This window comes from Nocardiopsis sp. NPDC055551 (genome assembly GCF_053619415.1).
In genome coordinates, this window is record NZ_JBSHJJ010000012.1 from 231,276 (window position 1) to 257,037 (window position 25,762).

General features: G+C 69.5%; 18 protein-coding genes. 9 read left to right on the plus strand and 9 right to left on the minus strand.

The genetic code is table 11. The features are described from left to right. Positions 1 to 13 precede the first annotated feature (13 nt). A complete protein-coding gene (locus ACWGSK_RS21900; RefSeq protein ID WP_358514022.1) occupies positions 14 to 292 on the minus strand; it encodes a hypothetical protein in 279 nt (92 codons plus the stop codon). 558 nt (positions 293 to 850) lie between these two features. Here ACWGSK_RS21900 and ACWGSK_RS21905 point away from each other — a divergent pair. Together ACWGSK_RS21905 and ACWGSK_RS21910 are read left to right on the plus strand one after the other, a co-directional pair. Continuing rightward, positions 851 to 2,905, plus strand: coding sequence for a SpoIIE family protein phosphatase (locus ACWGSK_RS21905; protein WP_358514020.1), 2,055 nt, complete (start codon positions 851 to 853; stop codon positions 2,903 to 2,905). Between the two features lie 193 nt (positions 2,906 to 3,098). Continuing rightward, the gene (locus tag ACWGSK_RS21910; protein ID WP_358514018.1) at positions 3,099 to 4,739 is read left to right on the plus strand and encodes an RNA polymerase sigma factor; all 1,641 of its coding nucleotides are present in this window, start codon (positions 3,099 to 3,101) and stop codon (positions 4,737 to 4,739) included. Positions 4,740 to 5,014: 275 nt separating this feature from the next. Here ACWGSK_RS21910 and yaaA read toward each other — a convergent pair whose 3' ends face one another. Beyond that, the gene (gene yaaA, locus ACWGSK_RS21915) at positions 5,015 to 5,809 is read right to left on the minus strand and encodes a peroxide stress protein YaaA (protein WP_358514016.1); all 795 of its coding nucleotides are present in this window, start codon (positions 5,807 to 5,809) and stop codon (positions 5,015 to 5,017) included. A gap of 123 nt (positions 5,810 to 5,932) precedes the next feature. Here yaaA and ACWGSK_RS21920 point away from each other — a divergent pair, with 123 nt between their 5' ends. Next, complete coding sequence (locus ACWGSK_RS21920; RefSeq protein ID WP_358514014.1) at positions 5,933 to 6,619, plus strand: GNAT family N-acetyltransferase; 687 nt, start codon at positions 5,933 to 5,935, stop codon at positions 6,617 to 6,619. Positions 6,620 to 6,709: 90 nt separating this feature from the next. On the opposite strand, the gene ACWGSK_RS21925 is transcribed toward ACWGSK_RS21920, so the two are convergent. Next, a complete protein-coding gene (locus tag ACWGSK_RS21925; protein ID WP_067603379.1) occupies positions 6,710 to 6,937 on the minus strand; it encodes a DUF7455 domain-containing protein in 228 nt (75 codons plus the stop codon). Between the two features lie 498 nt (positions 6,938 to 7,435). Here ACWGSK_RS21925 and ACWGSK_RS21930 point away from each other — a divergent pair, with 498 nt between their 5' ends. After that, positions 7,436 to 9,541, plus strand: a complete 2,106-nt coding sequence (locus tag ACWGSK_RS21930; RefSeq protein ID WP_358514012.1) for a DNA gyrase/topoisomerase IV subunit B — start codon at positions 7,436 to 7,438, stop codon at positions 9,539 to 9,541. Between the two features lie 78 nt (positions 9,542 to 9,619). Here ACWGSK_RS21930 and ACWGSK_RS21935 read toward each other — a convergent pair whose 3' ends face one another. From ACWGSK_RS21935 to ACWGSK_RS21955, 5 genes are all read right to left on the minus strand, one after another. Further along, positions 9,620 to 10,762, minus strand: coding sequence for an L-cysteine desulfhydrase Cds1 (locus tag ACWGSK_RS21935; RefSeq protein ID WP_358514010.1), 1,143 nt, complete (start codon positions 10,760 to 10,762; stop codon positions 9,620 to 9,622). A 79-nt stretch (positions 10,763 to 10,841) separates the two neighbouring features. After that, positions 10,842 to 11,168: a tetratricopeptide repeat protein gene (locus tag ACWGSK_RS21940; protein ID WP_067603374.1), complete on the minus strand. Its 327-nt coding sequence runs from the start codon at positions 11,166 to 11,168 to the stop codon at positions 10,842 to 10,844. Between the two features lie 158 nt (positions 11,169 to 11,326). Next, entirely contained in the window at positions 11,327 to 11,854 is a 528-nt protein-coding gene (locus ACWGSK_RS21945; RefSeq protein ID WP_358514007.1) for a beta-class carbonic anhydrase, read from the minus strand. Positions 11,855 to 11,948: 94 nt separating this feature from the next. Next, on the minus strand, positions 11,949 to 14,438 hold the full coding sequence (locus tag ACWGSK_RS21950) for a DNA gyrase/topoisomerase IV subunit A (RefSeq protein ID WP_358514267.1): 2,490 nt from the start codon (positions 14,436 to 14,438) through the stop codon (positions 11,949 to 11,951). A 161-nt stretch (positions 14,439 to 14,599) separates the two neighbouring features. After that, the gene (locus ACWGSK_RS21955) at positions 14,600 to 16,918 is read right to left on the minus strand and encodes a glycosyl hydrolase (protein ID WP_452456599.1); all 2,319 of its coding nucleotides are present in this window, start codon (positions 16,916 to 16,918) and stop codon (positions 14,600 to 14,602) included. A gap of 228 nt (positions 16,919 to 17,146) precedes the next feature. On the opposite strand from ACWGSK_RS21955, the gene ACWGSK_RS21960 reads away from it, so the two are divergent. After that, positions 17,147 to 19,300 (plus strand): RecQ family ATP-dependent DNA helicase, encoded by a 2,154-nt coding sequence (locus ACWGSK_RS21960; RefSeq protein ID WP_358514271.1) that lies wholly within the window; start codon positions 17,147 to 17,149, stop codon positions 19,298 to 19,300. Between the two features lie 219 nt (positions 19,301 to 19,519). On the opposite strand, the gene ACWGSK_RS21965 is transcribed toward ACWGSK_RS21960, so the two are convergent. Beyond that, a complete protein-coding gene (locus ACWGSK_RS21965) occupies positions 19,520 to 20,455 on the minus strand; it encodes a carbohydrate kinase family protein (RefSeq protein WP_358514306.1) in 936 nt (311 codons plus the stop codon). A gap of 276 nt (positions 20,456 to 20,731) precedes the next feature. On the opposite strand from ACWGSK_RS21965, the gene ACWGSK_RS21970 reads away from it, so the two are divergent. The 4 genes from ACWGSK_RS21970 to ACWGSK_RS21985 all read left to right on the plus strand — a co-directional run bounded on the left by ACWGSK_RS21970 (position 20,732) and on the right by ACWGSK_RS21985 (position 25,761). Further along, the gene (locus ACWGSK_RS21970) at positions 20,732 to 23,452 is read left to right on the plus strand and encodes a bifunctional acetate--CoA ligase family protein/GNAT family N-acetyltransferase (RefSeq protein ID WP_358514273.1); all 2,721 of its coding nucleotides are present in this window, start codon (positions 20,732 to 20,734) and stop codon (positions 23,450 to 23,452) included. 86 nt (positions 23,453 to 23,538) lie between these two features. Then, positions 23,539 to 24,117 (plus strand): DUF5998 family protein, encoded by a 579-nt coding sequence (locus tag ACWGSK_RS21975; RefSeq protein ID WP_358514308.1) that lies wholly within the window; start codon positions 23,539 to 23,541, stop codon positions 24,115 to 24,117. Between the two features lie 130 nt (positions 24,118 to 24,247). Further along, positions 24,248 to 25,066, plus strand: a complete 819-nt coding sequence (locus ACWGSK_RS21980; protein ID WP_358514275.1) for an enoyl-CoA hydratase-related protein — start codon at positions 24,248 to 24,250, stop codon at positions 25,064 to 25,066. Positions 25,067 to 25,107: 41 nt separating this feature from the next. After that, positions 25,108 to 25,761, plus strand: coding sequence for an MBL fold metallo-hydrolase (locus ACWGSK_RS21985; protein ID WP_358514277.1), 654 nt, complete (start codon positions 25,108 to 25,110; stop codon positions 25,759 to 25,761). Position 25,762 lies beyond the last annotated feature (1 nt).

Sequence of the window (25,762 nt, forward strand, 5' to 3'; positions counted from 1 at the left end):
TGCCCTCGTCGGGTCAGCGTGGTTCGGGGATCGCGCGGCGACCGGTGAACAGTGTGGTTCCCGGACGTCGTGGGGTATGTCGCGAGGGCGGCACGGACTTCACCATCGCCTCCAAGTGCTCGCGGGCGACCCTCTCGACGAGGTGCGGTGTGACCGGGAGGCCCAGGTGTTCGGCACATTTCCAGGTGTCGCTGACGCAACGTTCCACGCATCGGTGGGACAGCGCGCTGAACTCGTCATGAAGCCTTGCCGAGATCCGACTGAGATCCTGGACCGGGAAGGTCTGGAGCATTCTTGCTCACACCCCTAGCTGAAGATGGTCTGGACGGTGACCTCCACCTATTCCACTTGTTCTGAAGCGACTGTCAACCTCTCGCGCGGCACGCTGTTGATAAAACCTCGGGGAGGTACCGTTTACCCGAGACGCGTCACCCCCGCGGGCCATCACCATGAAATGGACGTTTCGGACATATAACGGTCCTGTTCCAGAGAGTTCTCCGTAAGTCGGTCGGCGTCTGGAATTATGGGAGAACACGCCAGTGAGACCCCCGGTCGACTGTGTGCACGGCGTCTGGTGGCCTACTATTTACCTTCCGTGCGCAACCGTGCCCCCGAAGCCACGGACGTTGCGTGCGCAGAGCCGTGTCTTATGCTTGAGCCGTGACAGCGGCCGAGAGGAGTCATTGAGCGTGCCTCCTGGGAGCCGCGGAGCCCCCCGAACGGAATCGGCGTCGCGCGCCCCGCGCCATAAGCGTCATCGAACACGGACGGCGGGCACGGTGCGCAAGGGACCACGTGGTCCGAGAACAGCCCCGATGGGGATTCCAACGGCTCCGGAGGTGTCGAGCAGTTGAGCGCCGAGACGTCCATTCCCCCTCCCCGAATCAATGTGGCGGAACTACCGGACGCTGTGCAGACCCTGCTCACCGAAGCTCCCATCGGGTTCGCCCTGCTCGGACCCGATGACGTCTTCGGTTCGATCAACCCCCGCATGGCCGCCGTCTTCGGCAGCACCCCCGAGCGCTGCCTGGGGCGTACACCGGGCCAGGTCCTGAAGGATGGTGGTGACGCCTCCGGCGCCGCCGCCCAGGCCGAGTCCGTGGCATCGGTGCGAGAGACCGGCCGGGCCGTGCGCGGCCACCACCGCACCAGCGAGGGCCAGACCTGGGACCTGACCTGGTTCCCGGTCAACGATCCGGTCGGCGGTGACGAACACATCGCGCTCATCGGCGCCCGCGACCACGAGGACACCGCGCACCGAGGCGAGCGGCGCCTGCGCGCCCTGTTGCAGGCCGGCAATCAGATCATCTGGGCGGCCGGCCCCGGCGGCGAGGTACACGAGGACTGCCCCCAGTGGCGCACCCTCACCGGACAGGACCTTGAGTCCTACCTGGGCCACGGTTGGCTGGACGCCGTCCATCCCGACGACCGTCCCCGCGTTGAACGCGCCTGGGACGACGCGGTCCTGGACGTGACCCCCTTCGACGCCATGTTCCGCGTCCGCACCCGCTCGGGCGGCTACGACCACTACCGTGCCCGGGCCAACCCGGTCATGGACGGAGCCGAGACCGCCGAGTGGGTCGGCACCCTGGTGGACATCACCACCGAACGCGAGGCCGACGAGCTGCGCCAACGGCTCAACCAGCAGCTCAGCGAGGCGGCCATGCGCACCGCCCGGCTGCAGAAGGCCACCTCCGACCTGGCAGAGGCCCTCACCGCCGAGGAGGTCGTCCAGGCCATGTCCGAGATCGGCCGCTCCGGAGTGGGCGCCGACCACACCTCCCTGGCCCTGTTCGACCGGGACCGACTGCGCCTGCGCATGCTCTCCGCCGACGACTGCCAGGGGTTGCCGCGCAACGGGTTCTCGCTGGACTACCCCGACATCGCGGCGCTGGCCGTGGCCGGTCGCGTGCCCCGACTGGCCGCCGGCCCCGCCGAACTACGCGAACTCCTCGACGACGCGCCCGAGGTCGAGGAAATCCTGGAACGCACCGACGAGCGCGCCTGGGTGGCGCTACCGATGATGGCGGCGGGCCGCCCCATCGGCGCCCTGCGTTTCTCCTTCACGTCCCCGCGCGAGGTCACCGACGAGGAACGCGTCTTCCTGGAGGCGCTCGCCGGACAGTGCGCCCTGGCCATCGGCCGGGCCATCGTCTACGAACGCGAACACGGCACCGCCGAGGAGCTCCAGCGCAGCCTGCTCCCGGAGGAACTGCCCGAGGTCCGCGGTGTGCGCCTGGCCGCCTATTACCGGTCGGGCTCCCAACACGTGCAGGTGGGCGGCGACTGGTACGACGCCTTCCCCCTGCCGGACGGCCGCGTCGCCGGGGTCCTCGGCGACGTCATGGGCAAGGGCATCCCGGCCGCCGCGGGAATGAGTCGGATCCGCAACGCGTTGCGCGCTCTGGCGTTCTCCATGCCGGAGCCGGCCGACGTCCTGACCGGACTCGACCGCATGTTCTCGGCCACGGAGGGAATGGATCAGGTAACGACCCTGGTCTACTTCGTCTTGGACCCGGTGACCGGACAACTCGACCTCAGCAACGCGGGCCATCTTCCCCCGCTGGTCGTCGCCGGTAACGCCGGGCCCTCGCTGTTGGAGACCGAGCCGGACACACCGCTCGGGGTCAGCTCCACGAGAGGTCACCACAAATTCTTCGTCCAACCCGGTAACACCGTCGCCCTCTACTCCGATGGACTGGTTGAGAACCGCAAACGATCGGTCGACGCGGGACTCGACGAGCTGGTCCAGAAGGCGGCTGATGCCCGGCCCGATGTGGTGGGCGATCCACAGCAGATGCTGGAGTACCTTGTTGAGAGCATGCTCGAAGGGTATGAGCAGGACGATGATGTCACTCTGCTCGCCGTTCAGCTTCCGGTGATCGATTCGGTGTCAGAGCGGTAGACCGTACTAACAAGTCCATTGCCTTGCTTACAGTGAAGAAGCCGCCGCGCCCCATGAAGCGGGGGTGACCCCGGCTTCCCGCCCAGTGGGGAAGATCCCTGGCCGCAGGTGGGAGAGGGTGCAGTACCCGGTCCCGGCCATCCGGACCACCGGGTCCGACGAATCTCGCCACACGTCCGTTCGAGAGGTGTTTGTGTCATCTGCCAGTTCGACTCGCTCGAAGCAGTCCGAGTCACTGCAAGAGCCCGTCATTCAGCAGCTGATCGAGCGTGGGCGGTCCCAGGGCTTTCTTGAGCCCGAGGACGTGCGCCGTGCCTTCGAAGAGGCCGAAATCCCGATGTCGCAGGCGCAGTCGGTGCTCCGCAGCCTCGCGAAGGAGGGTGTGACCGTACTGGTTCCGGAGTCGGCCTCCTCCCGGCGCAAGACCACGCGGCGTAAGACCACCACGTCTCGGTCCAGCACCACCACCCGCTCGACCAGCAAGCCCGCGCGCGCCGCGGCGGCCGCCCAGGAGCAGCCGGAGACGGTCACCGCCGTCGTCGACTCCGAGGAGACCGCCGAGAAGAAGCCCGCGGCCAAGAAGGCCACCGCGAAGAAGGCGGCCACCCCCAAGAAGGCGGCCACCAAGAAGACCGCGGCGGCCAAGGCCCCGGCCAAGAAGGCGGCGACCAAGAAGTCCACCAAGAAGGACCTGGAGCTGGCGCCCGACGCCGGTGACACGGCCGATGAGGGCCTGGACGACGACCTTGAGCACACCGGCGCCGAGCTGGAGCTGGTCGAGGACACCCCGGACACCGATTCCGTCAAGCCGACCAAGCCGGAGACGGTCGGTGCCCCGGTCAAGTCCGGCAAGGACGACGATTCCTTCGTCCTGTACGACGATGACGACGACGCCCCCGCCGCCCAGGTGGTCGCGGCCGGTGCCACCGCGGACCCGGTCAAGGACTACCTGAAGCAGATCGGTAAGGTGCCGCTGCTCAACGCCGAGCAGGAGGTCGAGCTCGCCAAGCGCATCGAGGCCGGCCTGTTCGCCGAGGAGAAGCTCTCCGAGGAGGACGACGTCCTCACCTTCGAGCTTCGCGACGAGCTGGAGTGGATCTCCGAGGACGGAGGCCGCGCCAAGAAGCACCTGCTTGAGGCGAACCTGCGTCTGGTGGTCTCCCTGGCCAAGCGCTACACGGGTCGCGGCATGCTGTTCCTGGACCTGATCCAGGAGGGCAACCTCGGTCTGATCCGCGCGGTGGAGAAGTTCGACTACACCAAGGGCTTCAAGTTCTCCACGTACGCCACCTGGTGGATCCGTCAGGCGATCACCCGCGCGATGGCCGACCAGGCCCGCACCATCCGTATCCCGGTGCACATGGTCGAGGTCATCAACAAGCTGGCCCGCGTGCAGCGTCAGATGCTCCAGGACCTGGGCCGCGAGCCCACCCCGGAGGAGCTGGCCAAGGAACTCGACATGACCCCGGAGAAGGTCGTCGAGGTGCAGAAGTACGGTCGCGAGCCGATCTCCCTGCACACCCCGCTGGGCGAGGACGGCGACAGCGAGTTCGGTGACCTCATCGAGGACTCCGAGGCGATCCAGCCGGGCGAGGCGGTCAGCTTCACCCTGCTCCAGGAGCAGCTGCACTCGGTGCTGGACACCCTGTCCGAGCGCGAGGCCGGTGTGGTCTCCATGCGCTTCGGGCTCACCGACGGCCAGCCCAAGACTTTAGACGAGATCGGCAAGGTCTACGGGGTCACCCGTGAGCGCATCCGGCAGATCGAGAGCAAGACGATGTCGAAGCTCCGTCACCCGTCGCGTTCGCAGGTGCTCCGCGATTACCTGGACTAGTCGGTCGGCCCAGGAACGGACCACAGCCGTGGACTGAGACAGCGAAGGCGCGCCCTCCCTCGGGAAGGCGCGCCTTTCGTTTTCTCATGCCCGGCCCGCTCACGGGCGTGTGGCGACCCCCGCGTGTCCCTCGCGTAGCGCCGGGCTGTTCAATCCCCCGCACGGAGTCCGATCTCCATCCGATGGGTTCCATGCTGCCCCACGCACTGTAGGTGTGGCATAAAATCCACCTGGTCCGATTTCGTGCACGCTTCGGTCGAGTGGAGCACGTACCGCTAATCCCGGACCACCACGTCCATCGTGCGTGCGGTGCCCGGCTTGGCGGCCTGCTGGAGCTCGATGGTGTGGCCGAGGTCGCGTAGCGCCGTCACCAACTCCTCGGGGGTGCGGGCCTGGACGTTCTCGGTGATCAGGATCCGGGCGACGTCCCCGCGGGTGGCCTTGGCCATGTGGCTGACCACGGAACGCTTCACCCGACCGTCCACCTCGCGTTCGCGCAGGACCCGCACGGCCACGGTTCGTTCGGCGGTTTCACCGGCCGGCTTGAACGCCGCGGCGTAGGACGCCGAACGGCAGTCCACGAGCAGACGTCCCTCGGCGAGTTCGCCCAGCGGGTCGGTGAGCGCCTTGCGCCAGTAGGCGCCCAGACCACCCAAGGGCGGCAACCTCACACCCATGGACAGACGGTAGGGCGGCAGGTGGTCGGCCGGGCCCACCACCCCCCACAGCCCGGAGAACACCAGGATCCGTTCGCGTACGCGGGCGTCGTGTTCGGTGAGCAACCCGGGTAGTCCCAGACGGTCGTAGAGCACCCCCGTGTACAGGTCCGCGGCGCGCAGGGTGGGCGCGGTGGCCAGGTCCAGGTTGCGCTTGAGCGCTTCGGTCTGTGAGACGGACAGCCCCAGGACCTCGCGGGCCGTGTCCTCGGGGCCGGAGCACAGTTCGTGGAGCGCCGCCATGACCCGTTCCCGATCCGCGGCCAGCCCGGGCAGGGTGAGCGCGTCGACGTCCAGGCGTGGACCGTCACCGGAAGTGGCCTTGCCCTCGGAGGGCGGGAGCAGGATGAGCATGGATGGTTCTCTATCTTCTGGATCGTGGACGCCTGGGGGCCTGGGGAACCCGCACCCATGCTAGATCGTGCCCCGAGGCCGGTGGATAGGATCCGGTACTCGGCGACGGGTGAGGAAACGAACATGCACGCTTGGGCGGCGAGAGTGTCCAGGGATTGGCCCCCGTTCCAGGTCCAGAGCCGTGGAGGGTGGCGGTTCGGGGTGGCCGACGGCGTCACCAAGCGGGCCAACTCCGCACTGGTGGAGGACCTCGACGCGGACGTCGCGGAGGTCACCGCGTTCTACCGGGAACGAGGCCTGACCCCCTGCGCGCAGGTGTGGCCGGGGCAGGAGAGTGTGGACGGGCGACTGGCCGAACACGGTTACGAGACCGTGGAACCCAGTCTGGTCCTGGCCCGTGACCTGGACGAACGCCCCGACGGTCCCGGACGCACACGGATCACGGACCGCCCCACGAAGGAATGGGTCGAACCGTTCGCGGGTGACGACCCGTCGTGGGCCGAAGGGGTGGCGCGCATCCTGGGAGGGGTGACCGCGGCGTACGGCGTCCACGAGAGTGGGGACGGCCGTGGCTGCGCGGTGCTGAACGGGGATTCGGTGGCGATCTGCGCGATGGTCACCGCGCCGGAGGCCCGAGGGCGGGGAGTGGCCCGGACGATCCTGTGGGACCTGCTCACCCGGGCACACGACGAGGGCGCCCGGAACGCCTACCTGTGCGTGGTGGCCGGCAACGGGCCGGCGCTGAGCCTGTACCGGGGCGCCGGGTTCGTCGAGGTCTGCCGGTACCACAACCGGGTGCTCACGAGATGAGGCCGCACGCGCCCCGACGCACGATCGACCCGGGAACGACGACGGCGGCCCCCTCGGGAGCCGCCGTCATCGCAATCGTGCTCGTTGTGGCTAACGCTCATCCCCGCCGCTGTTCTCGCTCTCGGTGAGCTTGCTCGTCTCGTCCTGGATGTCCGAGGCGATCTTGCGGATCGAGTCGTCGTGTTTGCGCATGTGGTGCGCACAGAACAGAAGCTCACCGCCGGAATTCAGCAGTACCCGGACGTAGGCCTGTGCACCACAGCGGTCGCAACGGTCGGCAGCCGTCAGCGGCTGAGTGGGGGCAAGGGTTCCAGTCACTTCGCCATCCTCAATACTCGGCGTTAGTCACCTCTGACAACATCTAACCCGACCCAGACGTTCCCAACCTGATCCCGTGTACGCCGACAGCGGAATCCGCCCGGTTCGTGTCTGGAAGATGCAGAGTGGGGCCTTTCTGTTCCGACGTCTTGTCTCCTCCTCGTTGTACCCATCGGTAGGCCCTGGCTATCCCCGGAAATCGGGCGTATCCAGGTCGCAACCGTCAGAGGTGGTAGTCTCGCGCGGGGCAGGCCCGACCGATTCCCGACTCCGTCGGTGGAGCCGGTCGCAGCGCTCCCGGCGGCGACGTCGGGGAGGCGCCCCTTTCTCGGGGAAGACACGACCGGGGAAGACACGACCCCACCCATACGGCCCGCGTCACGACACAGCCTTCGGCCCGTCGTAACCTGGCCCCTTCAACCGTCGGTGCGGCGCGGTACAAAGGGCACACGCCGCATCAGCGCCCCCGATGGCCCACAAGACGCAGGAGATGTCCGAGTGACCGCCTTGACCGCAGCCGTCCACGACCCCGAGGATTACTCCGCCCGGCACCTGTCGGTCCTCGAGGGCCTCGAAGCGGTTCGCAAACGGCCGGGCATGTACATCGGGTCCACCGACAGCCGTGGCCTCACCCACTGCATGTGGGAGATCATCGACAACTCCGTCGACGAGGCGCTGGGCGGCTACTGCGGACGCATCGACGTGACGCTGCACGCGGACGGTTCCGTCTCCGTCAGCGACGACGGTCGCGGTATCCCGGTGGACATCGAGCCCCGGTCGGGGATGCCCGGTGTCGAGCTGATCATGACCAAGCTCCACGCGGGCGGCAAGTTCGGATCCGGCTCCTACACCGCCTCCGGTGGTCTGCACGGCGTCGGCGCCTCAGTCGTCAACGCCCTGTCCGCCCGGGTGGACGTCGAGGTCGACCGGCAGGGCCACACCCACGCCATAAGCTTCCACCGCGGCATCGCCGGACGGTTCGCCGGTGACGGCCCCGACGCCGAGTTCACCCCGGTCTCCGGTCTGGAGCAGGTCCGCAAGGTCGCCAAGAAGATCACCGGCACCCGCACCCGTTTTTGGCCGGACTCCCAGATCTTCCTCAAGGAAGCCGAGATCGTTCGGCAGAACCTGCTGGACCGGGCCCGCCAGACCGCCTTCCTCGTGCCGGGGCTGACCATCGCCGTGCGCGACGAGCGGACCGAGGGCGACCCCGTCTACACCGAGGAGTTCCGCTTCGACGGCGGGATCAGCGAGTTCTGTACCTTCCTGGCACCCGACGACGCCGTCAGCGACGTCCTGCGCATCCAGGGCACCGGCAACTTCAACGAGACCGTCCCGGTGCTGGACGAGTCCGGCCACATGGTGCCCGCCGACGTCCAACGCCGGCTGGACGTGGACGTGGCCCTGCGCTGGGGGACCGGCTACGACACCAACGTCCGCTCCTTCGTCAACGTGATCTCCACGCCCAAGGGCGGCACCCACATCAACGGCTTCGAGCGCGCCCTGGTCCGGGTGATCAACGACCAGTTGCGCGCCACCAAGCTGCTGAGGAACAGCGACGACCCGGTCACCAAGGACGACACCCAGGAGGGGCTCACCGCGGTCGTCACCGTACGGCTGCCCGAACCCCAGTTCGAGGGGCAGACCAAGGAGATCCTGGGCACCTCCGCGGCCTCCCGGATCGTCTCCCAGGTGGTCGGTCAGGGCGTGCGAGACTTCCTCACCTCCACCAAGAAGACGGAGAAGGCCAAGGCCCGCCTGGTCATGGAGAAGGTGGTCGGTGCGGCCAAGGCCCGCCTGGCCGCCCGCCAGCAGCGTGAGACCCAGCGCCGCAAGAACGCGCTGGAGAGTTCGGCCCTGCCCGCCAAACTGGTGGACTGCCGCAGTGAAGGACTGGAGCACAGCGAGCTGTTCATCGTCGAGGGTGACTCGGCGCTGGGCACCGCCAAGCTGGCCCGGGACTCGGAGTTCCAGGCGCTGCTGCCCATCCGAGGCAAGATCCTCAACGTCCAGAAGTCCTCGGTCGCGGACATGCTCAAGAACGCCGAGTGCGCCGCGATCCTCCAGGTCATCGGGGCCGGTTCGGGGCGGACCTTCGACATCGACGCCGCGCGTTACGGCCGGATCATCCTGATGGCCGACGCCGACGTCGACGGCGCCCACATCCGCTGCCTGCTGCTCACCCTGATCTATCGGTACATGCGCCCCATGCTGGAGGCCGGTCGGGTGTTCGCGGCCGTGCCGCCGCTGCACCGCATCGAGCTGACCAACGTGCGGCGCAAGCGCGGGGCCAAGCCCGAGGACCGCTACATCTACACCTACTCCGACGCCGAGCTCCAACGCACCATGCTGGACCTGGAGAAGCGCAAGATCTCCTGGAAGGAGCCGGTGCAGCGGTACAAGGGTCTGGGTGAGATGGACGCCGACCAGCTCGCCGAGACCACCATGGACCCGCACCACCGCACCCTGCGCCGGATCCGGGTGGAGCAGGCAGAGGAGGCCGCGTCCGTGTTCAACCTGCTGATGGGCAACGAGGTGGCTCCGCGCCGCCGGTTCATCCAGGAGGGCGCCCAGGAACTGGACCTGGAGCGCATCGACGCCTGACAGGCCCGTGAACGTCAACGGGGCCCGCGCCGTGAGGGAAGACCTCCGGCGCGGGCCCCGTGGCGTTCGATCGTCGGCTCAGGGTGTCTTGGGCGGCTCCCACACGCCCTCGGCGAGGAACCGGTCGATGGCCGCCCGGTACGGGGTGGGGTCCAGACCCCTCTCCGACACCCACTCGTCGTTGTAGTAACTGTGCAGGTAGCGCTCGCCACCGTCACAGATCAGCGTGACCACGCTGCCCTTGCGACCCTCTCGACGCATCCTGGCGATCAGGTGCCACACGCCCCACAGGTTGGTGCCGGTGGAGCCGCCCGCGCTACGTCCCGTGAGGTCGTTGAGGTGGCGCATCGCGGCGATGCTCGCGGCGTCGGGCACCGGCATCATCAGGTCGATCACCGACGGGACGAAGCTGGGTTCCATGCGAGGCCGCCCGATGCCCTCGATCCGCGACGGCATGCCGGTGGCGTAGTCGTGCGCCCCGGTCACCCAACCGGGGAAGAACGCCGAGTTCTCCGGGTCCACCACCGCCAGCCGGGTGGGCAGCCGCCGGTAGCGGACGTAGCGGCCGATGGTCGCCGAGGTGCCGCCGGTGCCCGCGCCCACCACGATCCACTCCGGGTGGGGGTGGCGTTCCATCGCCAGCTGTTCGAAGATCGACACGGCGATGTTGTTGTTGCCCCGCCAGTCCGTGGCGCGCTCGGCGTAGGTGAACTGGTCCATGTAGTGGCCGCCGCTCTCGGCGGCCAGCCGTTCCGCCTCGCTGTACATCGCCGGCGGATCGTCCACGAAGTGGCAGCGGCCCCCGTAGCGCTCGATGAGCGCGATCTTCTCCGGGCTGGTCTTGCGCGGAACCACCGTCACGAAGTCCAGGCCCAGCAGCTGCGCGAAGTAGGCCTCCGAGACCGCCGTCGACCCGGAGCTGGCCTCCACGATCGTGGTGCCCTCGGTGATCCACCCGTTGGCCAGTCCGTACAGGAACAGCGAACGTGCCAGCCGGTGCTTCAGACTGCCGGTGGGGTGCACCGACTCGTCCTTCAGGTACAGGTCGATGCCCCACTCCGGGGGCAACGGGAACACGTGCAGGTGGGTGTCGGCCGAACGGGTGTCGTCGGCGATCACCTTGCGCACCGCCTCGTCCGCCCAGGACCGGACGCTGTCGGAACATCGATCGACCCAGGGGACGTCCTCGTCCGGGGTCTGTTCGGGTCGTTCGGGAGCCATGTCCGCAGCCTAGCCCCGACCGGTGACGGACACGACGAAGGGCCGGACGAGGGTGGGTCCGGCCCCGCGAGTGCTCCGATCAGTCCAGGGACCCCCCGGACATCACCGCGTACATCCGCCTGTAGGTGGCCGCCTCCTCATGGCGGTTCTGCCGTTCCAGGGTGCGGGCCAGCGCGATGTGGGCCCAGTTGTCCACGGGGTCCAGCTCGATGAGCTTGCGAAAGGTCGCCTCGGCTCTGTTGAGCTGTGCGGAGTAGAAGTAGGCGCGACCCAGCAACTCCAGGAGGGAGAGGCTGCCGGGTTCGTTCTCCACCACGGGCTCCAGGATGCGGGCGGCGTAGATGGGATCGCCCAGATCCAGGAAGATGCGGGCCTGGTTGAAGGTGTCGTAGGTGCTCTCTGCCACGGTGCTCCTCTCGACGCCACACCGGACAAGGCACAACGATCCGCGGAAGGGACCGCATTCCCGCCGGGGTGGACGGGCGGGCGTGGGCCCGGTGCCGGGAGGCGGCCGAGGTCCCCGCGCCCACTGGAGTGATCCCCGGTCTCGGCGGCCCCGACACATCAAAGGCCGGTGGGGGAGACCCTGCCCGTGTCCACGTCGTAGATCGCGCCCGTCACCGGCAGCCCTTCGGGCAGCAGCGGGTGGTGCCGGATCCGCTCCAGGTCGTGCCGGAGAGCGCCCAACTGGTCGTTGTCGGTGTGGAACTCCAGACTGCGGGTGTCCACCCCGTACTCGTCCATGATGTGGTCGTGGACCATCTGGTCGCCGGTCACGGAGGCCATCTTGCAGCGGGTGTGCGGCAGGATCAGCACGCGGTCCACCCCCAGCAGGTACACGGCCAGGACCAGGGTGCGCAGGGTGTCATCGGTGACCCGGGCGCCCGCGTTGCGCAGGATCTTGGCGTCGCCGGGCTCCAGGCCCAACATCTCCAGTGGTTCGATACGTGAGTCCATGCACGTGACCAGGGCCAGGCCACGGGCGGCCAGCGGCTTCAGACCGGCCAGCGAATAGTTCTCGGCGTAGGCGGCGTTGGCGCCGAACACGTCGTCGAAGGGCCCCGGGGCAGTGGCGTCCTCGTTCACGCTCATGCGTTCTCTCTCCCTAAGTGGATGGTCGCAGGGGTGCGGGCCGTACACGGAGTCGAATCCGTGTACGGCCCGCACCCACGGGACCTCAGGCGTCCTACTCGGGTGCCGAGATACCGGAGTCGGTCTGTCCGCTACCCACGGTGGTGATGGCGCGTGGAAGCGCCTCGCCGGAACCGTCCCGCCGTTCGGTGAGGTCGGGAAGTCGAACCGGCTTGCCGTCGGCACGCGAAGCCCTGGCCGGTGAACGTCCCACCCACGCGAAGAGCAGGGTGTCCTCTCCCTTGAGGTAGCGGTGGCAGCGTACGCCCCCGGTGGCCCGTCCCTTGGCCGGGTAGGACTCGAACGGGGTGACCTTGGCCGATCCGGCCTGTGTACCCGTGAGGGCGTTACCGCTACCGGACACGGTCACCACGACCGAGTCCTCGGGGCTCGGCACCGCACCGAACCACAATACGCGGGCGTCCTCGGCCAGCCTGACACCGGACACCCCCCCGGCGGGGCGCCCCTGGGGACGCGCCGTCGAGGCGGAGAAGCGCAGGAGCTGCGCCTCGGAGGTGACGAAGGCGAGATCCTCCTCACCCGTGGACAGCTGGGTGGCTCCGATGATCCGGTCGTCGTCCTTGAGCGTGATGATCTCGAAGTCGTCCTTGTTGGGCGGGTAGTCGGGGGCGACCCGCTTGACCACACCGCCCAGGGTGCCCACGACGAACCCGGGTCCGTCGACGCGCATCGACACCACGCTCACCACGGTCTCGTCCCCGTCGAGCGCGACGAACTCGCTCACGTCGAGCCCGTGCGTGAGCGGCGGGGGCGGGTCCTCCTCACCCTCGACCGGGGCCGGTAGCTCCGGTAGTTCCACGACCGGGACCCGGATCATCCGGCCCAGGGCGGTGACCAGGCCGACATCCGAACGCGAGGTCGTGGGGATCGACACGTGGACCGTGTCGTGCGCCACGCGCAGCCCATCGTAGGGGCGGGGCAGCGTGGCGCCCTTGGTGCGGACGATCCGGCCGTCCACGCCGAACAGTACGTGGCAGGGCTGGTCGGCCATCTCCAGCGGGATCACGGCGGAGCGGGTGGCGCCGTCGCTCTCGCGCAACTGGGTGCGTCGGGGGGTGGCGAACTTCTTGGAGACCTCGTTGAGCTCCTTGGACACCAGGCGACGGAGCTTGTTGTCCGACTCCAGGATCGCGGTGAGCTCGTCGATCTCCTTGTTCAGCTTCTCCCGCTCGGTCTCCAGCTCCAGCCGGTCGAAGCGGGTCAGACGACGCAGCGGGGTGTCGAGGATGTAGCGGGCCTGGATCTCGGACAGCTCGTAGGCGCCCATGAGGGCCTCACGGGCCGCCGCGGTGTCGTCGGCCTCGCGGATGAGTCCGATCACCCGATCGATGTCGAGCAGGGCGACGACCAGACCGTCGACCAGGTGCAGGCGCTCCCGGCGCTTCTTGCGGCGGAACTCGCTGCGCCGACGCACCACTTCGAGACGGTGGCCGACGTAGACCTGAAGGAGTTCGCGCAGGCCCAGGGTCTGCGGCTGGCCCTCGACCAGGGCCACGTTGTTGATGCCGAAGGACTCCTCCATCGGCGTGAGCCGGTACAGCTCCTCCAGGACGGCCTCGGGGTTGAAGCCGTTCTTGAGCTCGATGACCAGACGCAGGCCCTGGTTGCGGTCGGTGAGGTCCTTCAGGTCCGAGATGCCCTGGAGCTTCTTGGACTGCACCAGTTCCTTGATGCGCGCGATGACCTTCTCGGGGCCGACGCTGTAGGGCAGTTCGGTGACGACCAGGCCGGTGCGGCGGGCCGACACCTTCTCGATGGCCACGGTCGCCCGCGTCTTGAAGGTGCCGCGGCCCTTGCGGTAGGCGTCGCGGACGCCGTCGAGACCGACGATGGTGCCGCCGGTGGGCAGGTCGGGGCCGGGGACGAACTCCATGAGCTCGTCCAGCTCCGCCTCGGGGTTGGCGATGAGGTGGCGGGCGGCCGCGACGACCTCACCGAGGTTGTGCGGGGCCATGTTGGTGGCCATACCGACGGCGATGCCGCTGGTGCCGTTGACCAGGAGGTTGGGGAAGGCCGCGGGAAGGACCTCGGGCTCGGTCTCCTGGCCGTCGTAGTTCGGTTTGAAGTCGACGACGTCCTCGTCGATGGAGGACACCAGCAGCTCGGCGGGGTGGTCCAGGCGAGCCTCGGTGTAACGCATGGCGGCCGGGGCGTCGTCGCCGCCCAGGGAACCGAAGTTGCCGTGGCCGTCGACCAGGGGCACGCGCATGGCGAAGGACTGACTGAGCCGCACCAGGGCGTCGTAGATGGCGGAGTCGCCATGGGGGTGGAGTCGGCCCATCACCTCCCCGACCACGCGGGCGCACTTGACGTGTCCGCGGTCGGGCCGCAGACCCATCTCGTTCATTTGGTAGAGGATGCGCCGTTGAACCGGCTTCATGCCATCGCGTGCGTCCGGTAGGGCGCGTTGGTAGATCACCGAGTACGCGTATTCCAGGAAGCTGCCGCGCATCTCCTCGGAGACGTCGATGTCGATGATCTTCTCGGCGAGATCCTCGGGGGGACGGGAAGTAGTACGGGCCATGTCCGTAATTCTGGCCTGCCCCGGTGACTGAAACGTACACGGGAGCGTGGTCGGGCGTGTGTGAGTCGCGCTGCAACGGGGTTTCGCGCCGGCCCGGAGAGGGTTTTCCGTCCCCGGCACCGTGCCGGGGACGGAAAACCCTCAACGCTGCGTGGCGGCCCCTAACCGCTGGTCACGGCGGTCTCGCCGGCGGGGACCTCCAGGGTGGTCCCGTCGGAGAAGCCGACGGTGAGGGGCTCGGAGGTCGGGTTGAACGCCGTGTGGGTACGGGTCCCGGAGTCGTCGAAGACCGCGTAGTGCGCGGTGTCGGCCGTCACGGAGACGTCCACGGTGCCGAACTCGGCGAGGGTGGACACCCACTGGTAGGTGTGCGGCTTGGAACCGCCCTCCTCGGGTTCGTAGGTCTCCCACTGCTCCTCGAACATGCGCAGGGCGTCGTCCCCGTCGGACAGGGCCCGGTGCGCCCAGTGGATGTCGCGCCAGATCTCGGGTTCGCCGCCGAGCTTGTCGACGAGCGACTCGTAGATCGCCCCGGCGTGCTCGGGGTCGTGGCCCAGGTAGAGGGAACCGGCGGTGATGGGCAGGTAGTTGATGCCGTAGTGCTCCTCGTGGCCGCCGTCCCACCAGATGCGGTAGTCGCCGCCGTCTCCCCAGACCATGCCGACGACGTCCTCGGGGTAGTCCTCGGGGAAGGTCTCACCACCCTGGTCCTGCCAGTAGCGGGCGATGGTGGAGGCCTGGGTGGTGTGCAGGTACACGCCCAGGTCGCGGAGTTCCTCGTCGCCGGTCAGCGCGCCGAAGTGCGCGGTGGCGGCAGCGAAGTGCATGCCCTCGGAGGAGGACTCCTGGTTGTTGCCGGCGGCGAACCCGGCGTGGCCGGAGGCCCAGCCGTGTCCGGCGTAGGGGGAGAAGGACCGCAGACGCGGGAACATCTCGTCGTCGGTGTCGGTGGAGGCCACGTCGCGGATGAGGAGACGGATCATGCCGCCCCAGGCGTCCTCGGCCGCCCATTCGGCGTCGTAGCGGGCGACCGTGGCGGCCGCCGAGACGAAGTATCCGTAGTGGAAGTCGTGGTCGTTGAGCTCGGTGGCGGCGCCGAAGCTGTCGGGGTAGCCGAGCATGGCGCCCCATTCGGCGTCGTGGTGGAACTGGCGGGTGCCGCCGACGGTCAGCCAGTCCTCCAGCCGTTCCTTGACCAGGCCGAGGAGTTCGTCGCGGGCCTCGGTGTCGCCGATGGAGTCGGCGATGGGCACGAGCTGGGCGAGTCGTCCCATGGCCTTGCCGTCCCAGTAGGTGTCGCCGGGTTCGGGGAAGAGCTCCTCCTCCGCCAGGACCTCGTCGATGAGGGTGGCCATGCGATCGTGGTCGGCGCCGTCCACCGTGGGCAGGCTGGGCATGATGCCCTGGGTGGTGAGCTCGGTGGTGAAGGACGAGCCCTCCGACACGCGCATCTCACCGCGGGGTGAGGCGTAGGTCAGGTCGGTGAGGTCGCCGGTGACGTTCGCCCACTGGTGCGGGTAGAGCGCCATGAGCGTGCCGGTCTCCTCGCCCTCGCGCGCCTCGGTCGCCAGGCTGTAGGTGCTGGTGAGGGTGGCGGCGGCCTCGTCGTAGTCGTACTCGACGAGCGAGTCGGTGACGACGGAGTGCGCGTAGGGGGCGAAGGCGTCCAGGTCGTCGGGCTCGGGCAGGACGGCCACGGAGTAGTACCCGTCGTCACCGGTGTCGGCGGTGAGGGTGTCGCCCGAGAGGGTCCAGGGGGCGTCGGAGGGGGAGAACAGGGCGTAGTGGCGTCCGTTGACGGTGGCGCCGACGGTGGATCCGTCCTCGTGCCAGACGTCGGGGGTGCCCTCGAAGGTCACCTCCGCGGCGCCACCGGAGGTCTCCGCGTAGGCGAAGGGCAGGCCCTGGCCGAGGGTGACGCGCAGGGTGGAGCCGCCGCCCTCCCAGTGGGCGGTGACGGTCCAGTCGCCGTGGTCGGCGGTGCGGGTGTCGGGGGAGTCCAGACCGGCCACGCCGAGGCTGAGGTCGGAGACGGCGGTGTACTCGTACTTGAGGTCGTCGCCCACGAGTTGGTGGGAGTCGGGGTAGCCCATCTCCAGGCCGCCGGAGTGCGGCAGGAAGCTCAGCGGGTGGGCGAAGAGGTTCTCGCCGTGGGGGTTGTCCGCGTAGCGCTGGAAGATGAGTGAGGACCACCACTCGTTGGTGGGCGCGGGACCCTCGAAGTCATCCGTGACCTTGGGGGATACCGGGTTGCCGTCCAGGTCGGAGGGGCCCGAGTAGCCCTCGGGGAGGGTGTCGGTGTAACCACCGGAGCCGACGGGGACCTCGGCGGCCTCGGCGGAGACGGGGATGATGCCGCCGGTCACGGCATCGGTCACCGCGAGGGCTGAAGCGCCGACCACGAGCGCCGAGGCGGCGGCGAGCAGGCCGAGCCTGCGGCCGCGTGGGCGCGCGTGAGCGGGGCGGCGGGGGTGTGCCATCTCGTGTGCCTTTCGTACTTCTGGTGGGGCGCGAAGGTAGCGGGAGCGCTCCCACTGCGGGGAGGACATGAGTCCTGACGGACAGTGTTCGGACTGCTTCGTCGGAGCGCAATGCCGGCAGACTGGAAAGTTTCCTTACCGTTATCGGGGGTCCCTGTGAGATGGCTCCCCGTGCCAGGCCTGTGGACAACCGCTCGGACCCCCTCCGGCTCTGGTACCAAAGAGGACATGGCCACTCCCACGGACCTCACCGACACCACCGCCCTGCGCGAACGCGCCGAGGAACACCTGCGCGCCCTGGCGGGCGACTCCGCGCGACTGCGCGAGGACCAGTGGACCGCCATCCACGCCCTGGTCGCCGAACACCGCCGTGCCCTGGTGGTGCAGCGCACCGGATGGGGCAAGTCGGCGGTGTACTTCGTGGCCACCGCCCTGCGTCGGGCCGAGGGCGCCGGGCCGACCGTCATCGTCTCTCCGCTGTTGGCCCTGATGCGCAACCAGATCGCCGCCGCCGAACGCGCCGGGATCCGCGCCCACACCATCAACAGCACCAACACCACCGCGTGGGAGCAGACCTACGCCGAGGTCGCCCAGGGGCGGGTCGACGTCCTCTTGGTCAGTCCGGAACGGCTCAACAACCCCGAGTTCCGCGACCGGGTGCTGCCCGAACTCGCGGCGGGGGCCGGCCTGGTCGTCATCGACGAGGCGCACTGCGTCTCCGACTGGGGACACGACTTCCGCCCCGACTACCGCCGCATCCGCTCCCTGCTGCACGACCTCCCCGACGGGGTGCCGGTGCTGGCCACCACCGCCACCGCCAACGAACGGGTCACCCACGACGTGGCCGAGCAACTCCAGGCCGGCGCGGAGCGGGCCGACACCCTGGTGCTGCGCGGTCCCCTGGAACGCGAGAGCCTGCGCCTGGGCGTGGCCGAGCTGCCCGACCCCACCGCCAGGCTCAGCTGGCTGGCCGAACACCTGCCCACCATCCCGGGTTCGGGCATCGTCTACACCCTCACCGTCAGCGCCGCCGAGGAGACCGCCCGCTTCCTCACCGAACAGGGCCTGGAAGTGCTGGCCTACACCGGACGCACCGACCCCGACGAACGTCGTGCCGCCGAGGACGCCCTGTTGGAGAACCGGGTGAAGGCACTGGTCGCCACCAGCGCCCTGGGCATGGGCTTCGACAAACCCGATCTCGGATTCGTGGTGCACCTGGGCGCCCCGCAGTCGCCCATCTCCTACTACCAGCAGGTCGGTCGTGCCGGCCGTGGCGTGGACCGCGCCGAGGTGGTGCTGCTGCCGGGCCGCGAGGACGTCCAGATCTGGGAGTACTTCGCCGGACTGTCCTTCCCCCCGGAGGACACCGTCCGCGAGACCCTCGCCGTGCTCGCCGAGGCCGACAAGCCCCTGTCGGTCGCCCACCTGGAGACCCGGGTCGACCTGCGCCGCACCCGATTGGAGCAGATGCTCAAGGTGCTGGACGTGGACGGAGCGGTGCGGCGGGTGCGCGGCGGCTGGGTCGGCACCGGTCGGCCATGGGCCTACGACACCGAACGCTACGCCCAGGTGAGCGCCGCCCGAGAGCGCGAACAGCGCGCCATGCTCGACTACATCGCCACCGACACCTGCCGGATGGAGTTCCTCCGCCGCCAGCTCGACGACCCCGAGGCCACCGCATGCGGCCGCTGCGACGTGTGCACCGGACGGTACTGGCCGACCGAAGTGGACTCCGGTCGCCGCAAGGCCGCCGCCGACCACCTGGACCGCCCGGGCACACCCGTGGCCCCACGCCGCCAGTGGCCCACCGGCATGTCCGCGCTGGGGGTGGACCTGTCCGGGAAGATCCCCGAGAACCTGCGGGCCGGCGAGGGCCGCGCGCTCGGCCGGATCACCGACATCGGCTGGGGCAACGAACTGCGGCGTGTCCTGGCCGAGGACGCCCCCGACGCACCCGTGGACGAACGGATGCTCCAAGGCGTGGTCCGGGTCCTGGCCACCTGGGGTTGGCAGAACCGGCCCGTCGGCGTGGTCGCGATGCCCTCCCTCACCCGCCCGACCCTGGTGGCGGACCTGGCCGACCGGCTGTCCTCGCTCGGCAGGCTGGTCCCCCTGGGATCGCTGTCCTACCGAACGCAGGACGGCCCGGGCCCACGCCGGCACAACAGCGCCATGCGCCTGGGACAGGTCTACTCGTCACTGGTCGCCGACCCGGAACTCCAGGAACGTGTGACCGAACTCCAGGCGAGTACCCCGGGCCCGCTGCTGCTGGTGGACGACGTGGTCGACACCGGTTGGAGCCTGACCGTCGGCGCCGCCCTGCTGCGCCGCGCCGGAGCCCCGGAGGTGCTACCGCTCACCCTGGCCACCACCGGCGGCTGAACCCGAACACGCCAAAGCGTTGGCGGAGGCGCATGGGGTCGCTGTTCGGACGCTGTCGTGGTGACCACGGGGGGTGCCCGTTCGGGCGCCGTCAGGGTTCTGGAGGTGCCGGCGGTGGGATAGCACGCTTTTCCGCTATCACACCAAAGGTGCCGAAGGTTCCTGACTTCCAGGCGCCCGAACACGCCAAAGCGCTAGCGGAGGCGCTCAGAGACACTGCTAACGGATGCGCTGGCCTCTGGGGGCGCCTCTTCGGACCGGTCGGCCCTCGCCCAGGTCGGGGCGGGCGCCCGGCTGGTGCAGGGCTCGGGCGGCCAGGCGGCTGGCGCGGCCCAACGCCTCCTTGGGGTGCCGGCCGGCCAACCACGCGGGCAGGAAGCCGGCGATGAACGCGTCGCCGGCGCCCACCGAGCCCGGGGACGGATCCACCGGTTCGGCCGGGGCCCTCACACAGTCCTCACGGGTCTTGGACGCCCACAGGCCGCCGTCCTCACCGAGCTTGATCACGACGTTGGGGAACCAGGCCGTCAGAACCTTGGCGGCGGCCTCGGGCTCGTCCCGGCCGGTGAGCACCCGGGCCTGGTCGACGTTGACGAACAGCAGTCGCGCGCCCTGGGTCCACTCCAGGAAGTCCTCCGCGCCGGCACGCTCCAACGGTGCGTGCGAACCGCCGTCCACCGAGATCGACATGCCGCTCTCGCGGGCCATGCGCAGGGCCACCCGGGCCGCGCGACGCGAGTCGGAGTTGATCAGCGTGTAGCCGGAGACGTGCAGGTGCCCGTCGGGGCCGAACACGTCGCGGGGAAGGTCCTCGGGCTGTAGACGCGCGTTGGCGCCCGGGTCGCTGAGCATCGTCCGGTCACCGCGATGGGTGATCATGACGACGCAGTGCCCGGTGGCGCGCTCGGGATCCATCACCATGCGCGAGTCCAGGCCGTAGCCCATGAGTTCCATCTCGCGGGTACGTCCGGTTATGTCGGAGCCCCGGCGACCCACGAACGTGGTCTCGGTGCCCTCGACCGACAACCAGGACGCGATGTTGGCCCCGGAACCGCCGCCGTACATGACCACCGAGGCGGGGGTGTCACTACCCCTGGCCAACGGGTGGAACGCGCGCGCGACGGCGTCGGTCATCAGATCACCGATCACGACCACTCGAGTCATTTCGCCAGCCACCACCGAGTGTTGAGAACCTGTGCCCGCACGACGTTAACAGTTTAACGATCAGGGTCGGGTAACGAACTGACAGCACCCCGGACACACGGTCACCAAGGCGATGTCGGGGTCTTGCGCCCCACCGCATCAGGGTACGTGGACCCGGGTGCGCACCGTCCCGAAAGCGCTTGCTCGACGGGAGGAACGGGCGGTGATTTCGGCCGGACGGTGGGGACACTCCCCGTATCCGACCGATTGTCGTCTAGTCTCGCAGTCGTGCAGTCCTACCCGAAACACTGGGAAGCCGACGTCGTTCTGACCGACGGCGGCACCGCGCACCTGCGCCCCATCACCGCTGACGACGCCGACCTGCTGCGCGAGTTCCACGCCCGGCTCTCGCCGGAGACGATCTACTACCGGTTCTTCGCGCCCTACCCCAAGCTGTCCAACCGCGACGTCGAACGCTTCACCACGGTCGACTACGAGGAGCGCGTGGCCCTGGTCGCCACGATCTCGGACTCCCTGGTCTCCGTGGTGCGTTACGACAAGGTCGCCCCGGAGGAGGCCGAGGTCGCCTTCGTGGTCGAGGACGGTCACCAGGGCCGTGGCCTGGCCTCGGTCATGCTCGAACACATCGGAGCGGCCGCCCGCGAACGCGGGGTGCGGCGTTTCATCGCCGACGTGCTGCCCGAGAACCGACGAATGATCAACGTCTTCCGTGAGGCCGGGTACACCGCCCAACAGACCTTCGACGAGGGGGTCATCCGGCTCACGCTGGACCTGCAGCCCACCGACGACTCCCAAGAGGTCATGCGGGCCCGCGAGCAGCGCTCGGAGTCGCGTTCCATCGCCCGTCTGCTCTTCCCGGAGTCGGTCGCCGTCATCGGCGCCAGCCGGACCGCGCACACCATCGGTCAGACCGCCCTGCGCAACCTCCTGGGCGGTGAGTTCCAGGGCCCCGTCTACCCGGTGCACCCCGAGGCCAGGGCCGTGGTGGGCGTGCGTGCCTACCCGTCGGTGCTGGACATCCCCGACCAGGTCGACCTGGCCGTGGTGGCGGTGCGCGCGGAGACGGTCGTGGACGTGGTCGAACAGTGTGCCGAGAAGGGCGTGCACGGACTCGTCGTGGTCAGCTCCGGGTTCGGCGAGATCGGCCCGGAGGGTCGCGTCCGCCAGGACGAGCTGGTGCGCACCGCCCGCGCCGCCGGTATGCGCGTGGTGGGACCCAACTGCCTGGGCGTCGCCAACACCGACGCGTCGATCTCCCTCAACGCCACCCTCTCCCCGGACCTGCCCCCGGCCGGCCCCATCGGATTCTTCTCCCAGTCCGGCGCGCTGGGTCGCGCCATCCTGCAACGGGTCGCCGACCGGGGCATGGGACTGTCCACGTTCGTGTCCGCGGGCAACCGCGCCGACGTGTCCGGCAACGACCTCATGCAGTACTGGCAGGAGGACCCGGCCACCCAGGTCGTCCTGCAGTACCTGGAGTCCCTGGGCAACCCGCGCAAGTTCACCCGTCTGGCCCGGCGCCTGGCCAAGCAGAAGCCGATCGTGGCGGTGCGCAGCGGCGGTTCGGCGCGGACCACGCCCACCGGCCACGCCGCCGGCGGGCTGGCCCTGCCCGACTACGCCGTCACCTCCCTCTTCGAGCAGGCCGGGGTGGTGCGCGTGGACGACATCACCCAGATGTTCGACGCCGCCCAGGTGTTCGCCTACCAGCCGCTGCCCGCGGGGCCGCGGGTGGGCATCATCGGCAACTCCGACTCCCTGGAGTTGCTGGCCAAGGACGCCGCCGTCCGCCAAGGCCTCAAACCGCACGAACCCGTGAACCTGGGCCCGCAGGCCACCGCGGAGGACTTCGACAACGCCCTCCGGGCGGCCATGGCCGCCGACGACGTGCACTCGGTCGTGGTGGTCTTCGTCCCGGCCCTGCACCCCATCGGCGACGACGTGGCCCGGGTGCTGCGCGCCCGCGCCCTGGAGTCGGACAAGCCGATCGTCACCACCTACCTGGCCCGACAGGGCATCCCCGAGGAGCTCAGGCACGTCGGGGACCAGGGACAGACCCTGCACGGTTCGGTCCCCTCCTACCCCGCCCCCGAGGACGCCGTGCGCGCCCTCGCCCACGCGACCCGCTACGCCCAGTGGCGGGACCGCAAACCCGGCCGGCACCCCGAGCTGCCCGACCTCGACGGCGCCCGGGCCCGCACCGTCATCGCCCGGGCCCTGTCGAAGGTCGGAGCGGAGAAGGGCGACATCGCCTGGTTCGGCGGGGAGCGACGCTACGACGAGGAGACGGCGATCTCCAGCGAGGACGCGCACGAGCTGCTGTCCTGCTACGGCATCGCCGCCTATCCCGACATCAAGGTGGACTCGGCGGAGGAGGCCGTGGTCGCCGCGGGCGAGCTGGGCTACCCGGCGGTGGTCAAGGCCGACGCCCCCGACCTGCGGGTCCGCGCCGGAGGTACGTTCGTCCGCGCCGACCTGCGCACCCCCGAGGACGTGCGCAGCGCCTACCTGTCGCTGTACGACCGCTTCGGCGGCGAGGCCGACCTGGTGGTCCAGCGTCTGGCCGCGCCCGGGGTGCCCACGGTGATCCGGGCCGGGGACAACCAGTCCTTCGGGTCGGTGGTCTCCTTCGGCCTGGCCGACGTCACCGCGGAACTCCTCGACGACCGTGCCTTCCGGTTGGCGCCGCTGACCGACATGGACGCGGCCGACCTCATCCACGCGGTCCGCGCCGCCCCGCTGCTGTTCGGGCTGCCCGCGGGGGCGACCTCGCTGGCCGAACAGCCCAACGTGGAGGCCCTGGAGGAACTCCTCATCCGGGTCTCGCGCCTGGTGGAGGCCTTCCCCGAGATCGGCTACGTGGACCTGGACCCGGTGCTCGTCAACGCCACCGGCGCCCACGTCCTGGGCGCGCGCATGTGGTTGCGGGAGGCGCCCGACGTGCGTCCGGACTCCGGGCCTCGGAGGTTGCGCGGGGTGACGTTCTGATCCGCCAATGGTCGGCTCTCTTCGGGCGACGGTCGCGAAGTGTCACCGGGAGGGGGCAGGATAGGGGTATGAGGAAAACACGTGCCGTGCCCACGGACTGGCGCCTGGAGATCGAACGGAGCGGGTACTACCCCGCCCTGGTCATCGACGCGGTCGCCGACGTCCTGGGTGACGAGGACGCCAAGGCGTTCATCGTGCACCACGAGGCGACCTTCGACCCGGCCATGGAGATGCGCCGGCACATCACCGTGATGCTGCTGACCGAGACCCGACTGGTGGTCTGCCACACCGACGAGCACCCACCGACCGAGCCGGGCGGTACCTCGCACGCCTCCACCACGACCGACAGCATCCAGCTGGGCAACGTCCAGTCGGTGGCGCTGACCCGGGTGGTGCCCAACCCCGCCCAGTACACGGCGGGGAGCACCCCCAGCGAGCTGGTGCTCAGCGTCAACCTGTCGGTGAACTGGAGCGCGGTCGCCCACATCGACCTGGAGCCGGCCTCCTGCGCCGACGAGAGCTGCGAGCTCGACCACGGCTACACCGGTGCCATCACCGCCGAACCGCTCACCCTGAGGGTCAGCGAGGCGGCCGACGGCGCCGAAGCGGTGCAGGCGATGATGCACTTCTCCGACGCCTTGTCCGTGGCGGCCCGGGGACGCTGACCACGCCCGGGGCGGGGCCGCGCGGCCCCGCCCCGGTGTCGGTCCGAGCGACGGTGAATGGTTACCGTGTGTTCCGGTCAACTGTGGTGACCGGGTTCACTCCCACCGACGCAAGAGAGGTCAGCTCGCGATGACGCAGCACCAGCCTTCCGCGACCCCCGACGCCCCGCTCGTGAAGTCGAGTGTCGACAGGGCCATCGCCACGATCACCCTCGACTCCCCGCGCAACCGCAACGCGCTCTCCGCCCGGTTGCGCACCGAACTCTCCAAGGCCCTCGCCGACGCCATGGCCGACGACGAGGTGCGCGCCATCGTGCTCACCGGTGAGGGCCCGGTGTTCTGCGCCGGCGCCGACCTCAAGGAGATCGCGGCGGCCCTGGCGGGCGAACCCGTCGAACCGGCCCCGGAACTGCCCGAGATCTTCGAACAGATCATGGGCGGCCCCAAACCCGTCGTCGCGGTGCTCAACGGGGCGGCCCGGGCCGGCGGCATCGGCCTGGTCGCCGCCGCCGACATCGCCCTGGCCCCCAAGAGCACCACCTTCGCCTTCACCGAGGTGCGCATCGGTGTGGTCCCGGCGATCATCTCGGTCCCCGTGTCCGCGCGCGTGCGCCCGCGCCAACTCAGCCGCTACTTCCTCACCGGTGAGATGTTCGACGCCGCGGCCGCGGCGGAGGCGGGGCTCATCACCGAGGCCGTGCCCGATCGGGAGATGCGGGACACCATCGACTCGATCCTGCGGGGGCTGCGCGGGGCGGCGCCACGCGCGCTGTCCCGCACCAAGGAACTCGTCGGCGAGATGAGCGGAGGTGCCCAGGCCGTACCCGGCCGGCGCGACGAGGCCTTCGCCCGGATGGGTGAACTGTCCGCCGAGTTCTTCGCCGCGGAGGACGCGGCCGAGGGACGCGCCGCCTTCTTCGAGAAACGCCCCCCGCACTGGGCTCGGTGACCTGGGTGCACACGCCCGCCATGACAGGCCACAATGGACGGGTGAGCTACTCCGGAGATACCAGGGTCGGCGGCCCCGCCGACCTGCGCGAACTACCGCAACTGACGATCACCAAACTGGCCGTGGGCCCGATGGACAACAACGCCTACCTCCTGCGCTGCCGCGCCACGGGGGAGGCCGTCCTCATCGACGCGGCGGCCGAGGCCGACCGCGTCCTGGAGATGATCGGCGAGGACGGGTTGGCCCGCGTGGTCACCACCCACCGCCACCAGGACCACTGGCAGGCGCTGGCCGAGATCGTCGGCCAGACCGGCGCCCACACGGTCGCCCACCCCGACGACGCCGACGAACTCCCGGTGTCGGTCGACGAACCCGTCACCCACGGCAGCACGGTCCGGGTCGGGGACTGTGCGCTCACCGTCATCCACCTGCGCGGGCACACACCCGGTTCGATCGCCCTGCGCTACGACGACCCCGAAGGCCACACCCACCTGTTCACCGGGGACAGCCTCTTCCCGGGAGGGGTCGGCAAGACCTGGTCCGAGGAGGACTTCCGGACTCTCTTCGGTGACGTCTCCGAGCGTGTCTTCGGAGCCCTGGCCGACGACACCTGGATCTACCCCGGCCACGGCAAGGACACCACGCTCGGCGCCGAGCGTCCGAACCTGTCCCAATGGGGTGAGCGCGGCTGGTGAC